The organism is Hyphomonas sediminis, from assembly GCF_019679475.1.
GTDB lineage: Bacteria > Pseudomonadota > Alphaproteobacteria > Caulobacterales > Hyphomonadaceae > Hyphomonas > Hyphomonas sediminis.
In genome coordinates, this window is sequence record NZ_JAIEZP010000001.1 from 2,916,306 (window position 1) to 2,929,351 (window position 13,046).

General features: G+C 62.2%; 11 protein-coding genes. 10 read left to right on the forward strand and 1 reads right to left on the reverse strand.

Annotated features, from left to right (window positions below):
- Positions 1 to 143: 143 nt before the first annotated feature.
- The 8 genes from K1X12_RS14245 (at position 144) to K1X12_RS14280 (ending at position 9,356) form a co-directional block, all read left to right on the forward strand.
- Positions 144 to 2,630: a TonB-dependent receptor gene (locus tag K1X12_RS14245; protein ID WP_220988227.1), complete on the forward strand. Its 2,487-nt coding sequence runs from the start codon at positions 144 to 146 to the stop codon at positions 2,628 to 2,630.
- A gap of 24 nt (positions 2,631 to 2,654) precedes the next feature.
- On the forward strand, positions 2,655 to 3,683 hold the full coding sequence (locus K1X12_RS14250; protein ID WP_220988228.1) for a glycerophosphodiester phosphodiesterase family protein: 1,029 nt from the start codon (positions 2,655 to 2,657) through the stop codon (positions 3,681 to 3,683).
- Positions 3,684 to 3,886: 203 nt separating this feature from the next.
- Positions 3,887 to 4,132: a hypothetical protein gene (locus K1X12_RS14255; protein ID WP_225907989.1), complete on the forward strand. Its 246-nt coding sequence runs from the start codon at positions 3,887 to 3,889 to the stop codon at positions 4,130 to 4,132.
- A complete protein-coding gene (locus K1X12_RS14260; protein WP_220988230.1) occupies positions 4,129 to 4,383 on the forward strand; it encodes a hypothetical protein in 255 nt (84 codons plus the stop codon). Before K1X12_RS14255 ends, K1X12_RS14260 begins: the two co-directional genes overlap by 4 nt.
- Before the next feature lie 15 nt (positions 4,384 to 4,398).
- Entirely contained in the window at positions 4,399 to 6,090 is a 1,692-nt protein-coding gene (locus K1X12_RS14265; RefSeq protein WP_220988231.1) for an N-acyl-D-amino-acid deacylase family protein, read from the forward strand.
- Positions 6,087 to 7,049, forward strand: a complete 963-nt coding sequence (locus tag K1X12_RS14270) for an alpha/beta fold hydrolase (protein ID WP_220988232.1) — start codon at positions 6,087 to 6,089, stop codon at positions 7,047 to 7,049. Before K1X12_RS14265 ends, K1X12_RS14270 begins: the two co-directional genes overlap by 4 nt.
- A gap of 16 nt (positions 7,050 to 7,065) precedes the next feature.
- Positions 7,066 to 8,580, forward strand: coding sequence for an NAD(P)/FAD-dependent oxidoreductase (locus tag K1X12_RS14275; RefSeq protein WP_220988233.1), 1,515 nt, complete (start codon positions 7,066 to 7,068; stop codon positions 8,578 to 8,580).
- A gap of 38 nt (positions 8,581 to 8,618) precedes the next feature.
- Positions 8,619 to 9,356 (forward strand): TetR/AcrR family transcriptional regulator, encoded by a 738-nt coding sequence (locus tag K1X12_RS14280; RefSeq protein ID WP_220988234.1) that lies wholly within the window; start codon positions 8,619 to 8,621, stop codon positions 9,354 to 9,356.
- Positions 9,357 to 9,380: 24 nt separating this feature from the next.
- On the opposite strand, the gene K1X12_RS14285 is transcribed toward K1X12_RS14280, so the two are convergent.
- A complete protein-coding gene (locus K1X12_RS14285) occupies positions 9,381 to 11,186 on the reverse strand; it encodes an amidohydrolase family protein (protein ID WP_220988235.1) in 1,806 nt (601 codons plus the stop codon).
- 140 nt (positions 11,187 to 11,326) lie between these two features.
- Here K1X12_RS14285 and K1X12_RS14290 point away from each other — a divergent pair, with 140 nt between their 5' ends.
- Both K1X12_RS14290 and K1X12_RS14295 read left to right on the forward strand, forming a co-directional pair.
- Positions 11,327 to 11,872, forward strand: coding sequence for an RNA polymerase sigma factor (locus tag K1X12_RS14290; protein ID WP_220988236.1), 546 nt, complete (start codon positions 11,327 to 11,329; stop codon positions 11,870 to 11,872).
- Between the two features lie 10 nt (positions 11,873 to 11,882).
- Complete coding sequence (locus tag K1X12_RS14295) at positions 11,883 to 12,908, forward strand: FecR family protein (RefSeq protein WP_220988237.1); 1,026 nt, start codon at positions 11,883 to 11,885, stop codon at positions 12,906 to 12,908.
- Positions 12,909 to 13,046: the final 138 nt, after the last annotated feature.

Here is a 13,046-nt window from a genome sequence, read left to right on the forward strand (position 1 = left end):
ACAATCGCCACAGCCAAGAACCCGTAACATTTTAATATTTTCAACGCATTAGTTTCGCAAAACCTTGATTTGAACGGCCCCGGACCGCTCGTTAACGACCCGGCAACTGGCGCGCTTTGTGCGCCGCAACACCGGGGTCTGACATGAAACTTCGCATCCTTACCGCCACCGCCGTTGCCGCCCTTGGCGTCTCCGGCCAGCTCGCCGCCTTTGCAGACACGCCGGACGCAGCAGAAGACTCGCGCCGCCTGGAAGTCGTCACCGTGACGACCCAGAAAACCGAACAGTCGCTGATCGACGTTCCGATCAACATCTCGGTGACCAACCAGGACCTGATCGACAAGCTGGGCGCAGAGGACATTGAAGACCTCGCCAACTTCATCCCCGGCCTGCAGGTTCAGGCACAGAGCCTCAACGCGCCGACCTATTCGCTGCGCGGCGTTGTCGCCGACGGCGGCGCCCCGCGCGTTGCCATCTTCCAGAACGGCGTTTCGATCGGCACGCCGGGCTATGCCACGAGCATCGCCATCTATGACATCGAGCGCGTCGAAGTGGTGAAAGGCCCGCAGGCAACCCTGTTTGGCCAGGGCGCCCTGATCGGCGGCATCAACTATATCCAGAACCGCGCCTCAACCGCCGGCACGGAAGGCAAGCTGTTGGTGGAAGCGGGCGATTACAGCGCGCTGCGCGGCGAAGGCTACTACAACCTTGCCCTCAGCGACACGCTGGCGGTGCGCCTTGCCGGCCAGATCAAGCAGATGGACGGCTATGTTCCGAACACGGCCAATTCACCCGACCTGATGGGGCAAGACACGGCAGCCATTCGCGGCGCCCTTCACTGGGAACCCACCCCGGCGATCACTGCCGATGTTTTCGTCAACTATCAGGAAGACGATTCCACCGGCACGCAGTTCACCTCCGGCTTCTTCCCGGTCAATGGCAAGGTTGACCCCTTCGGCCCGACCGCGATGAACATCAACCCCGATCAGGTGCGCGACAAGCTGGGCAATGACCGCAAGATCTTTGCGACGACTGCGAACCTTGAAATCGCCCTGAACGATGCCTGGACGCTGACCTCGCTGACCGACTATCGCGACCTGATGTCGAACGAAGCCTGGGACTCCGACGGCGCGGCAATCAACCTGCTGCAGTTCTACCAGACGCGCGATGGCGAAGCCCTCACGCAGGAACTGCGCCTGAACTATGACAATGGCGGCAAGCTGACCGGCTTCTTCGGCGCCAACTATTTCGACTATGAAACCAATGACTCGCTGACCTTCTCGACCGACGAGGCCTATGCGCAATCGCTGTTCGGACCGCAGATCGCTGCATCTGTCGGCGGCATGGATCAAGCACGCCGCATCCTGGCACTCGCCGGCGCGCCCGGCGCGGCCAACTTCGGCGGCTTCGAAACGCCGTTCCAGTATTCGGTCGCTCACATCCTCTCACAATACGGCGCACAGGCTGTAAACGGCGTTGCAGAGGCCGACATGGTGTTTGCCGCGTTCCTGCCTCTGAACCCGGCCCACGCCGAACAATCCAGAACCAGCGACGCACGCACCAGCTATGACCTGTTCGGCGACGTGACCTATCAAGTGACCGACCGCCTCGCCCTGACGGCGGGCCTGCGTTACACGGTCAACGAACTCTCCGGTTCCAGCGTCGGCGAACTGCTGCGCGGCAACCCCTACCTCGGCGGCGCGGCAAATGCTGTGACCTTCGCACCGGGCTTCCTGATCAACCGGGATCTCGTGGACAATCCCTACAGCGCATCGGCCGAACCCGATGGCGCGTTCACCTGGCGCCTCAACGCGGCTTACCGCGTGTCCGACACCGTGAACACCTGGGTTTCCTATGGCCGTGGCCGCCGCCCGGAAGCGCTGTCGATCGCCGGCCGCACCTTCTCCGTGGTTGACGCCGAAACTTTGGACAACGTGGAAGCCGGCATGTTTGGCCGCTTCTTCGACGACCGCCTGCAGATGACCACCTCGGTCTATTACGGCCAGTACGAGAACTTCCAGACCAGCCGCTTCGACCCGATCAACGGCGTGTTCATCGTCGAGAACTCCGGCAACGCAACGCAATATGGCTTTGAGTTCGATGGCCAGGCCCTGATCACGGACAATCTCCGCCTGCTGGGCACCTATGCCTACAACTTCTCCGAATATGACAACAAGGACAGCAACGGGAACCCGTTGCAGTTTGCGGGCAACAAGTTCCGGATGAGCCCGACCAACAGCTTCTCGCTGGCGGCGGACTACACCCTGAACGTTGCCGACAAGGGCACGCTCTCGATCACGCCGAGCTATATCTGGAAGAGCAAGCAGTATTTCGAAGACGACAACGGCTACGATTACACCGCTGACGGCAATGGCGGGTTCATCCGCGTGCGCGAGACCTATCCGGATGGCACGCCTGTGTCCGAGGAAGAAGGCGCTTACGGCCTTGTGAACCTGCGCATTGCCTTCGACGACGCCGGCGACCGCTGGGGCGTCTATGTTCAGGGCGAGAACCTGCTCGACGAGGAATACCTGATCGACGTGGGCAACACGGGCGGCGCCTTCGGCCTGCACACCATCATCCGTGGCAAGCCGCAGATGCTGAAAGCCGGCGCTTACATCAAGTTCTGATCCGGGAACGGAGGAGAGACTGACATGAAATACGCAACTGCCATCGCCGCGCTGATGCTGGCGGCCTGCAATGCCGCCCCCGTGGCCGTCGCGCCGGAGGAGGTGCCCACCTCCCCCGCCGTGACGGAAGCGGCCAAGACCTTCGCAACGCTTTCGGGCGAGAAGCCGATCATCATCGCCCATCGCGGCGCGAGCGGCCTCTATCCCGAGCACACCATCCTGGCCTATGAAACCGCCATCGCCCAGGGCGCAGACTTCATCGAGCCCGACCTGGTGATGACCAAGGACGGCGTGCTGATCACCCGCCACGACCCCTATCTTTCGGACACGACCAATGTGGCCGACCATCCCGAGTTCGCCGATCGCAAGAAAAAGCGCACGACGCCAATGGGCGAGATGGAAGACTGGTGGGCCGACGACTTCACGCTGGCCGAGATCAAGACGCTGAAAGCCCGCCAGCAATTCCCGGCACGGACGATGGAGTTCAACGACCAGCTGGATATCGTTACCTTCGACGAAATCATGGACGTTGCCCTGAAAGCCGCCGCCGAGGGCAAGACCGTTGGCCTGCACATCGAAGCCAAATGGCCGAGCTATTATGCCTCGGTCGGCCTCGACATGGTGGACCCGATCATCAGCGCGCTGAAAGCCAAGGGCATCGAAGAAGCCGGTATCCCGATCTTCATCCAGTGCTTCGAACCGCCCTTCCTGGAAGCCTTCAGCAAGAAGAGCGACCTGCCGACCATCCAGAACATGGTGGGCCCTCCCTACAACAAGATGCTGGGACTGGAGTATGACCTGGAGACGATGCCGACGACCGGCGTTGGCGCAGAGAAATCCTTCATCCTGAACGAAGATGGCACGACCACGGATTTCGTGGACCGCGCCCATGCCCGCGGCCTGCTGGTGCACGTCTATACCGTGCGCGATGACCAGCCGCTGAAGGGCTATGCCAATGCCGAGGCCGAGCTGAACGCGCTCATCAAGGCCGGGGCTGACGGAATCTGGGTTGATTACCCAGAGACCGGCGTTGCCGTTCGCGACGCCAACTGACCGCCGCACTGCGGCGTTTCCTCCCGCACCTTACGGGGCGTCCTTCGGGGCGCCCCTTTTTTCTTTGGATTCAAGGCAGGTAATCGGGGGCGATCCCGGCGCCTGCAGAAAAGCTGAAAAATGCTCAGGAGTTTCCCCTAGGTCGCCGCTTGTCAGAAAAATTAGAACATGTTCCAATTTTATCCATAAATGGGAGGAATGACATGACCGCAGCCAAGGAACTCTCACGCGTGCGCAGATCTGTGCTGCCCCAGGCGGGCGACACATGGGCCAGCATCGCCGCGCGCGAACTGGCGGAGATGGACACGGACACCGCCGTTTCGAGCCTGCAGAGCTGGAACCTGCATGTGTTCATGCGCGCCGTGGGCGCGGCGGGCGGCGTGCGCGGGGATAACCCGATCCTGCCGAGCGATGTCATCTTCGTTGAGCCGCCGCTGGCGAAGAAATGACCATCGCCGTGATCAGCCAGGTGCAGATTGCCGCCGCCCATGATGGCGACGCCGAACTCATCGTGACGCTGACTTACGACAATGGCGGCACGACGCTGATCACGATGGACGAATACGCCGTTCGGGCGCTGTTCGATGCGTGCGGAACGAACGTGCCGGAAGAGCTTATCGGGGCAAGCTGGGAGCGCGTGCGCGACGCGCTGGTTGCCTCATCACAACGCTATGCCGGAACACCGGCAACAGGACACTGAGGGAGGATTTGGAATATGTATGATCTGGTGATCAGAAACGGCACGGTGGTCGATGGCTCGGGGATGCCCTCTTACAAGGCGGATATCGCCGTGACGGGCAACCGCATCGCCAAGATCGGCCGCGTGGCCGAAACGGGCCGCAAGGAAGTGGACGCCGCCGGCAAGGTGGTGACGCCCGGCTTCATTGATCCGCATACGCATTTCGACGCCCAGCTGCTGTGGGATGGCTATGCCAAGCCTGCCCTCTCGCACGGGGTTACGACTATCGTTCCTGGCAACTGCTCCCTGTCCCTGGCGCCGCTGAAAGCGGAACACCGTATGAAGCTTGTCGGCATGTTCAACCAGATTGAAGAAATGCCGTACAAAGCCTTCAAAGAAGGCGTCGTCTGGGACTGGGAGACATTTTCCGAATACATTACGCGTATCCGCAAGGGGCTGGCGATCAATGTGGCGCCGCTGGTGGGCCATAGCGTTATCCGCCTCTGGGTGATGGGCGATGCTGCAATGGAACGGACAGCAAACGCTGACGAGATTGCCGCCATGCAGGGCGTGCTGCGCGAATGCCTCGACGCAGGCGCAATCGGCCTTTCCACCAGCTATGTGGATATGGACGAGACGCTGCTGCCAGTGCCGAGCCGCTATGCGGACGCAGGCGAAGTGGACGCGCTGGCGAGCGTGCTGGGCGAATATGGCCGTATCCTGCAGATCGTGCCGGAATTCTATGATCCGGACCTGACGATTGCGCGCCTTGATCAGCTCGCCGAAATCTCTCTGAGATACGCCATCCCGACGACCTTCTCGCCGCTGTTCATCAATGCGGACAATGTGGACGCCGTTGAGAAAGTGATGGCGCGCGTGGACGAGCAGTTTGCCCGCGGCGCCCGCGTTTGGCCGCAGGTGCAGACGCGGCCGATCGACATCAGCTTCAGCTTTGCCGTGCCGAGCCTGATCTTCGTGCGCCTGCCGAACTGGTACAAGCTGATGCGCTTTGGCACCCCGGAGCAGGTCATCGAAGGCTTCACCAATCCGGAAAGCCGCGCGAAACTGATCGCGGAAGGCACGCCGAACATGACGCTCTGGTCGTTCCTGACGCTGCGCTTTGCACAGACCGAGGCGAACCAGAAATATGTCGGCAAGACACTGGGCGAGATCGGCAAGATGCGCGGCTGCACGCCGCTGGAAGCGATGATCGACCTTTCGGTGGAAGAGAAGCTGGACGCACACTTCATGGCCGCCAGCATGGGCCACAATTCCGACGAGCGCGTGAGCGCGATGCTGAAGCATCCGCGCGTACACATCGGCGCCAGCGATGGCGGGGCGCATATCCTCTCCTTCTCCACTTATGGCGACACGGGATACCTGTTCGGACACTTCGTCCGTGACCTGAAGTCCATGAGCCTGGAAGACGCGGTGAAGAAAGTGACCCATGACACCGCTTCCATCTGGGGCATTCCCGACCGGGGGCTGGTGCGCACCGATTATGTGGCCGACCTTGTGATCTTCGATCCGGCGACGATCGATCGGGGCGAGGAGACCTATGTTCAGGACGTGCCGGGCGACGGCAAACGCTATGTGCGCGACTCCCGCGGCGTGGACACGGTGGTCGTCGGCGGCGGCATCGCCTGGACGGCGGCGGCGGGCTATGCCGACGATACGCGCGGCGCCATCCTTCCGGGTGAAGCGGCTGAAGCGCTGGTGGCCGCATGAGCTGGCCGGGTGTTTCGCAGCGTCGGATCGCCACCAACGGAATTGAGCTGAACATTGCCGAGGCGGGCGAAGGCCCGCTGGTGCTTCTGCTGCACGGCTTTCCGGAGAGCTGGTATTCCTGGCGGCATCAGTTCGCGCCGCTGGCCGCGGCGGGCTATCATGTCGTGGCGCCGGACATGCGCGGCTATGGTAAGAGCGACAAGCCGCCGAACATTACCGACTATGTTCAGACCGAAGTGATCAAGGACATTATCGGCCTGATCCCGTCGCTGGGCTACGAAACGGCGGTGGTGATCGGCCATGACTGGGGCGCACCGACGGCCTGGGCGACGGCGCTGTTCCATCCGGACAAGGTGCGCGCCGTGGGCGGACTTTCCGTGCCTTTCATGCCGCGCTCCCCGGTGCAGCCGATGCCGATGCTGCGGGAAATCTATAAGGGGCAGTTCTTCTACCAGCTCTATTTCCAGGAGCCGGGCGTGGCGGAAGCCGAGTTCGAGAAGGACATGTATACGGGGCTGCGCAAGTTCCTGATCATGGCGGCGGGCGAGACTGACCTTTCCAAGCTGCCGCCGAAGAAGGAAGACGACGACCTTCTGACCAGCCTGCCCTATCCGGAAAGCCTGCCGAAATGGCTGAGCGATGCGGACCTCGACTTTTATGTGTCCGAGTTCAAGGCATCGGGAATGCGCGGGCCGATCAACTATTATCGAAACCACGACCTGCATTGGCAGCTGACAGAAGGCGCGCCGATGGAAATTCATCAGCCTGCGATGTTTATCGCGGGCACGGCAGACGGCGTGGTGATGATGGCGGCAGCGGCAATCGAGGCGATGCCGCATTTCGTCAAAGATCTGCGGATCAACAAGATGATCCCCGGCATTGGCCACTGGACGCAGCAGGAAGCGCCCGAAGCGGTGAACGAGGCAATTCTGGAATTCCTGCAGAACATCGACTCCTGACAAGGTGGGGGGACGCATGCGTGAAAAAGTGATCGTTATCGGGGCCGGCATCGGCGGGCTCTGCACGGCCATGATGCTGGCGCCTTCGGGGCGTGAGGTGGTCGTGCTGGAACGCGACGGGCCAGTGGAGACCGCCGACCCGGACGAGCTGTTCAAGACGTGGAAGCGCGTGGGCGTGGGGCACCTGCGCCAGAGCCATGCCTTCCTCGCGCGCCTGCGCACCATCATGAAGGCGGAACATCCGCGCCTGCTGGAACAGCTGATGGATCTGGGCGTGCGGGAGTTGCCGTTCGAGAACATGCTGACCGAGAAGCAGCAGGCGAAATACCAGGCAACTGATGGCGACGCGGAGCTGACCATCATCACCAGCCGCCGCACGACGCTCGAAATGGCGATGCGGCGCTATGTTGAGAGCATGCCCAACGTGACGTTGCGATCCGGCTTTCTCGTCCGCACGCTGATCACGAACAAAGGAGACGACGGTATATTCGATGTCAGCGGCGTGGAGGGCGAGGAGAACGGCGCACCTGTGACACTGACCGCCGATGTTGTGGTCGACGCCGCCGGCAAGAGCGGCTTCACCATCGAGCAGCTGATGGAGGAAGGCGCTGGCATCCGCGAGGAAAGCGAGACGGCGGGCATTCTCTATTTCACGCGGCATTACCGCTTCCTGCCGGGCAAGAGCGAACCAGACCGGAGAGCCAATCCACCGCCGACGGGCGATCTCGGCTTTCTGAAGTTTGGCGTGTTTCCCGGCGACAACGGCAATTTTTCGATCACCATCGCCATTCCCGAAGTGGAAATGGAGATGCGCAAATCGATCCTCGATCCGGAAATCTTTCACAATATCACCCTTCTCCTACCGGGACTTCGTCCGTGGACGACTGCCGAGCAGTCCGAGCCGACGAGCAAGGTGTTCGGGATGGGCGATCTGATCAGCCGCTGGCGGGATATGGTGGTGGACGGAAAGCCCGCCGCGCGAGGCTATTTCGCGCTGGGCGATACGCTGGTGCGGACCAATCCGCTGTACGGGCGGGGCTGTTCTTTTGCGGCCGTTTCGGCGCAGGCCCTGCGGCAGACGCTGGACACGACGGCTGATCCCGTGGCGCGGGCACTGCGCTTCCACCAGCGCGTGATGGCAGAACTGCACCCCTTCTATATCGTGCAACGCCGGCAGGACCGCAGCGCGATGAAACGCGCGCGCCGGGCCCTGACGCCTAATGCCAGGCAAAGCTTCCGCTCGAAACTGATTGAGAGCTTTGTGGAGGACGGCGTGAAGATCGCGCTGCGCTCCGACACGCGGCTGCTGCGCGAGGCGATGCGCGGATTTCACATGCTGGAACATCCGGAAAAGTGGCTGCGCAAACCGCGGAACCTTGCCGGCGTGCTCTATTACTGGGCACGGGGCAAACGCCTGAACGCAGCGGCCTATCCGCCCAAGCCAGGGCCGGAGCGGACCGAGATGATGATGGCTCTCGAACTCGATTACAAAGCTGATATGGCGCGCACAGCCGAAGCGCTGGCAGCCTGAACCGCGCCCCCTTGCGCCAACGGCGGGAAGGATATTTGATGGCGATCAAACCTCTGGAGGCTTCCCCGAAGATCATGTCCACGCCCGCCGCCGACACCGGACGCCGCGAACAGGCGAAGGCGGAACGCCGCGAGAAGATCATGCGGGCGGCGCGCGACATGATCCGCGAGACCGGCGACATGAACCTATCCATGCGGGAACTGGCACGGCGCGCGGAAGTGAGCGTGGCAACTTCCTACAACCTGTTCGGCTCGAAACGCGCGGTGATGCTGGCAGTTCTGGAGGACGAGCGCGACTTTCTGCAGCGGTACCAGAAGCTGCAGGTGTCGAATGCGATCGACCGCATCTTTGAGGCCCATGCGCTGGGATACCAATACTTCGTTCAGGACCCGGACTTTTACCGGCCACTGTGGCGCGCCTTGCTGAGCGCAACAACCAATGACGATTCCGGCCTGATGAGCCCGGAGCGGCAGGCGCAGACGCGCGCCGCCTGGCACGCCCTGCTGACGGCGGCGCAGGATGAAAAGCTGCTCTCACAGGAGATGAGCGCCGAAGTGCTTGAGCGGATGCTATCGCACCTCGCAGGCGGCACCCTGCTGTCATGGTCGAGCGGAGGCGTGGAAACCGAAGACCTTATGGCGTCGGTGGGGCTTGGCTACGCGCTTATCCTATCGGCCTGCGCGACGAATGAAGGGCGCGGACTGCTGGACGCCAAGATTGCGGCCTATCAGGCGACACTGGGCAAAGGAAAGAAGATCGGCGCTTCACGGGAGTGAGAAGCGCCGATCTGAAAGGCGCGCCTACTGGGCCGGATAGAAGCCGATATTGTCGACTTCGAACCAGGCAGACTCGCCCCCTTCCCGGTTGATCATGATGCCAACCTGGAGAAGGTCGTCACCCGACCATGCAGGGGCGGACTCCGGGTTGCCTGCGAATGCAAAGTCCGTGAACGGCACTTCAAAGCGGTTCCAGCCTTCACCGGCCGTGACCTTTGCTTCCCAGTTGCCATTCAGCGACAGAATGCGGAGCGTGTAGTCACCGCTGCCGAACAGTTCCGCAGTGACGCCAGCATACGCGGTTGCATCGACAGGGACGACCGAGCCGCGGCTGAGCGGGAAGATGACACCGGCCATGGGTTTGTCCTTACGGGCCATCTGCGCGGTGACGGTGAGGACGTGATCGCCTTCCTCGCGCGGGCGGCGAGCATAGGTGATGACCGAACGCTCCATGCCGAAGTCGAGATCGGTAACCGGCAGGCTGTCGACAGAGGTACGGCCATCGGCGCGCTCGAAATCGTCGATCAGGGCGGCGGCGGCGCGCGGCGCAGGCATCGCAGGAAGCGCCGCAGGCGGCTTGGCGGCGTCGTAGAGGACCACGCCGTCCACCAGCGTCAGCGAGATGTTGCGCACATCGCTGATCGTCTCCCACGGCTTGCCCTTGATGAGTACGAGGTCTGCCCGCTGGCCGGCGGCAATCTGGCCGCGATCTTCGGCGAGGCCGAGCGCGCGGGCGCTGGTGGCGGTCGCGGCGATCAGCGCGTCGGTCGGCGAAAGGCCGGCGGCGACGAACAGTTCGATTTCGCGGAGGGTCGCATCACCATGGACGAGGCCGCCGATACCGGCGTCTGTGCCGAGGGCCACGGGGACGCCGGCTGCGAACAGGGTACGGAGGTTTTCTTCCGCGATGCCATATTTCCAGACGCGCTGGCGCACGGCGGCGCTTTCCATGTCGAGTTCGGGCGCGCCGGGGCGGCGGGGCTCGTAAATGGCAAGGGTGGGCGCGTAGAAGACGCCGGAGGCGGCGATCTCGGCGGCTTCCTCAGCGGTCAGCGCGCGGTCCTGAAGGCTGTGGGCGATGATGTCCACGCCGGCGCGGGCGGCGAGCGCGCCGCGCATCGAGGTGACCGTGTGCGTGAGGATGCGGATGTTGTTCTCATGCGCCTCGTCGGCAAGCGCGCTGAGGGTTTCCTCGTTCATGCTGGTTTCTTCCGGCGACATGCCATAGCGCCAGCCATCGGAGAAAACCTTGATATAGTCGGGCTTGTAGGGGAGCAGTTCCTGCACGGCGCGTTCTGCGGACTCCGGAGTGGACACCCATTTCGTCGTCGATTGGTCGCTCCAGTCAGCGCCATGGCCGCCGGGCGTGCTCATCCGGGCGACGAGATTGACGTGCGGCGAGGGCACAGCTTCGAGCCATTCACGGCGCGGCTGAAATGCCTCCGGAGGCTGATGGAAATCGAGAACTGTCGTGACGCCTGCAGCGAGGTAAGCGGCGGAGACATGCGGCAGCGCAGACGGCGTGGCGCGCGGCCCCCAATGCGTGTGCACATCATAGAAACCCGGCAGGAGCGCCCTGCCCTCACCCTTGATGACCTTGGCGCCGCGCGGCGTTTTCACCTTCGGGCCAGCCTCGATGATACGGCCATCCCGAATCAGGACCGTGCCCTTCCAGGGCGCCGCGCCGGTGGCGTCGAACACCTCGACATTGGTGATGGCCGTCACCTGGCCGGGCTTGGCGAAGGCAAACTGCTGCCCGATGAGGCAGACAGTCGCGAGAAGCAGAACACTAAAGAGGCGCAGCACAGATTTCTCCTTTTTCAGGGGCATTTCGGTCTTGTGCAGTGACAAGGGTCTGTCTGTTAAGACGTACGGGCGCGCAAAATCCTCCGGTTCATCGTCAAAATTTCCGGTTGTCGCCGCCAGTCCTAACGTCTTTATGGAACATTCCAGCAGGGGCAGACTCCGGAATGAGTTTTCAATCGCGCAAAAATCCGGGGCAGAAACAGGCTGCCCTCGATCTGGACATGCTGGCGCGCCGGTATGGTCGCGCCTTGCGCAACTATTTCCAGAAACGCGCCCCGGCCTCGCTGGACCCGGAAGACCTGGTGCAGGAGGTTTTTGCCAAGATCGCCCGCCGCGCCGACACCAGCGACGTGGTTGCCGTGGAGCCTTACCTCTTCCGGACGGCCAACAGCGTTCTGATCGACAGCCTGCGCCGCGCCGAGGCGCGCGGCGGCAATGCGCATGAAACTTTTGAAGAAGATGTGCACGGGCTGGCGGATTCTGATCCGGAACGCGTCTTGATAGGTAAGGAAGGAGTCGAGCGCCTGATTTCTGCGCTCTATGAGCTGCCTGGACCTGTGCGCCAGGCATTTGCACTTTATCATTTTGAACAGATGCGCCACGCAGAAATTGCAAAGCGCCTTGGAATTTCCATCAGTACAATTGAGAAATATATGGCACGCGCTAACACACACATTCTCGCAAAAGTGGACTTCGGCAACCGGTCTTGATGCTAGCGCCATGACAGACAAGGGATACGACAATCAGTCCGCGATAGAAGCGGCAGCAGCAAGCTGGGATGCCCGGCTGCGCAATCCCGACTGCAGTGATGCAGAGCGCGCGCGTTTTCGTGCCTGGTGCGACGAGGCCCCGGCACACCGGGAGGCATTCGACCGGCTGCAACGCGCCGTCGTTGCGATGCGCTCTGTGGCGCACCATCCGGAAATGCGCGCCCTGCGCGACGCGGCCCTCAGCGAACGAAAAGACCTGCGGCGCGGACGCATGGCGCTTGCCGCAGCCAGCATCCTGATTGCCGCCGTTTGTGCGCCCCTCGCCCTGCACCAGTTTGGCAACTCCACCGGACAAGGCGGCACAGATGCCGATGCGGCAGTGCTTTACGCCACCGCCATTGGACAGCGCACCGGCATCACGCTGGACGACGGCTCTGTCATCACCCTCAACACCGACAGCCAGGTTTCCGTAGATTATTCCGGCACCGATCGCCTGATCACCCTGCTGAAGGGACAAGCGATGTTCGAAGTGGCCAAAGACCCCTCGCGCCCCTTCATGGTAACCGCCGGCAACAAGCGTGTGGTTGCCCTTGGCACGACCTTCGACGTGCGCCTCAACAATTCGGCCGTCGAAGTTATCCTGTTGGAAGGCAAGGTTGCTGTTGAAGCGGTGAGCAAGGCAAAGAACACCGTGCCGGTTTCGCTGGCGCAGATGACATCCGGCGAGCGGCTGGTTTCCTCGCCGGCCACGCCCATGCCGAATGTGACACAGATTGACGCCGACAAGGCGACGAGCTGGCGCGATGGCTATGTCACTTTTGAAGACACGCCACTGAGCGAAGCCCTTGTGGAAATGAACCGCTACTCCGCGGTGCAGATCTCCGGGGAGGCGGCCGATTTGGACGAACTGCGGATCACCGGCGTGTTCCGCGCAGGGCAGCAGGCCCGCTTTGCAGACACCCTGCAGAGCTATTTCCCGATCGAGGCGACGCGGTCGGGTAACAAGATCGTGCTAAAAATGTCACATCCGCTCTAGTTTATTGCAGACCCGTCACATTTGTGAGGAGGGTCGTGGATTCCGCTGCGTCTTTAGGGATGAAGAGGCCGCCCCCAGCGAATAGGGGCAGCCTCCACCCAGCAAGAGGCACAGAGGACCAAGATGGCAATCAGGACT

Bases quoted from the DNA above. Each gene is read 5' to 3' on its own strand.
- K1X12_RS14245 (WP_220988227.1), top strand. From the start codon at position 144: ATGAAACTTCGCATCCTTACCGCCACCGCCGTTGCCGCCCTTGGCGTC.
- K1X12_RS14250 (WP_220988228.1), top strand. From the start codon at position 2,655: ATGAAATACGCAACTGCCATCGCCGCGCTGATGCTGGCGGCCTGCAAT.
- K1X12_RS14255 (WP_225907989.1), top strand. From the start codon at position 3,887: ATGACCGCAGCCAAGGAACTCTCACGCGTGCGCAGATCTGTGCTGCCC.
- K1X12_RS14260 (WP_220988230.1), top strand. From the start codon at position 4,129: ATGACCATCGCCGTGATCAGCCAGGTGCAGATTGCCGCCGCCCATGAT.
- K1X12_RS14265 (WP_220988231.1), top strand. From the start codon at position 4,399: ATGTATGATCTGGTGATCAGAAACGGCACGGTGGTCGATGGCTCGGGG.
- K1X12_RS14270 (WP_220988232.1), top strand. From the start codon at position 6,087: ATGAGCTGGCCGGGTGTTTCGCAGCGTCGGATCGCCACCAACGGAATT.
- K1X12_RS14275 (WP_220988233.1), top strand. From the start codon at position 7,066: ATGCGTGAAAAAGTGATCGTTATCGGGGCCGGCATCGGCGGGCTCTGC.
- K1X12_RS14280 (WP_220988234.1), top strand. From the start codon at position 8,619: ATGGCGATCAAACCTCTGGAGGCTTCCCCGAAGATCATGTCCACGCCC.
- K1X12_RS14285 (WP_220988235.1), bottom strand. From the start codon at position 11,186: ATGCCCCTGAAAAAGGAGAAATCTGTGCTGCGCCTCTTTAGTGTTCTG.
- K1X12_RS14290 (WP_220988236.1), top strand. From the start codon at position 11,327: ATGAGTTTTCAATCGCGCAAAAATCCGGGGCAGAAACAGGCTGCCCTC.
- K1X12_RS14295 (WP_220988237.1), top strand. From the start codon at position 11,883: ATGACAGACAAGGGATACGACAATCAGTCCGCGATAGAAGCGGCAGCA.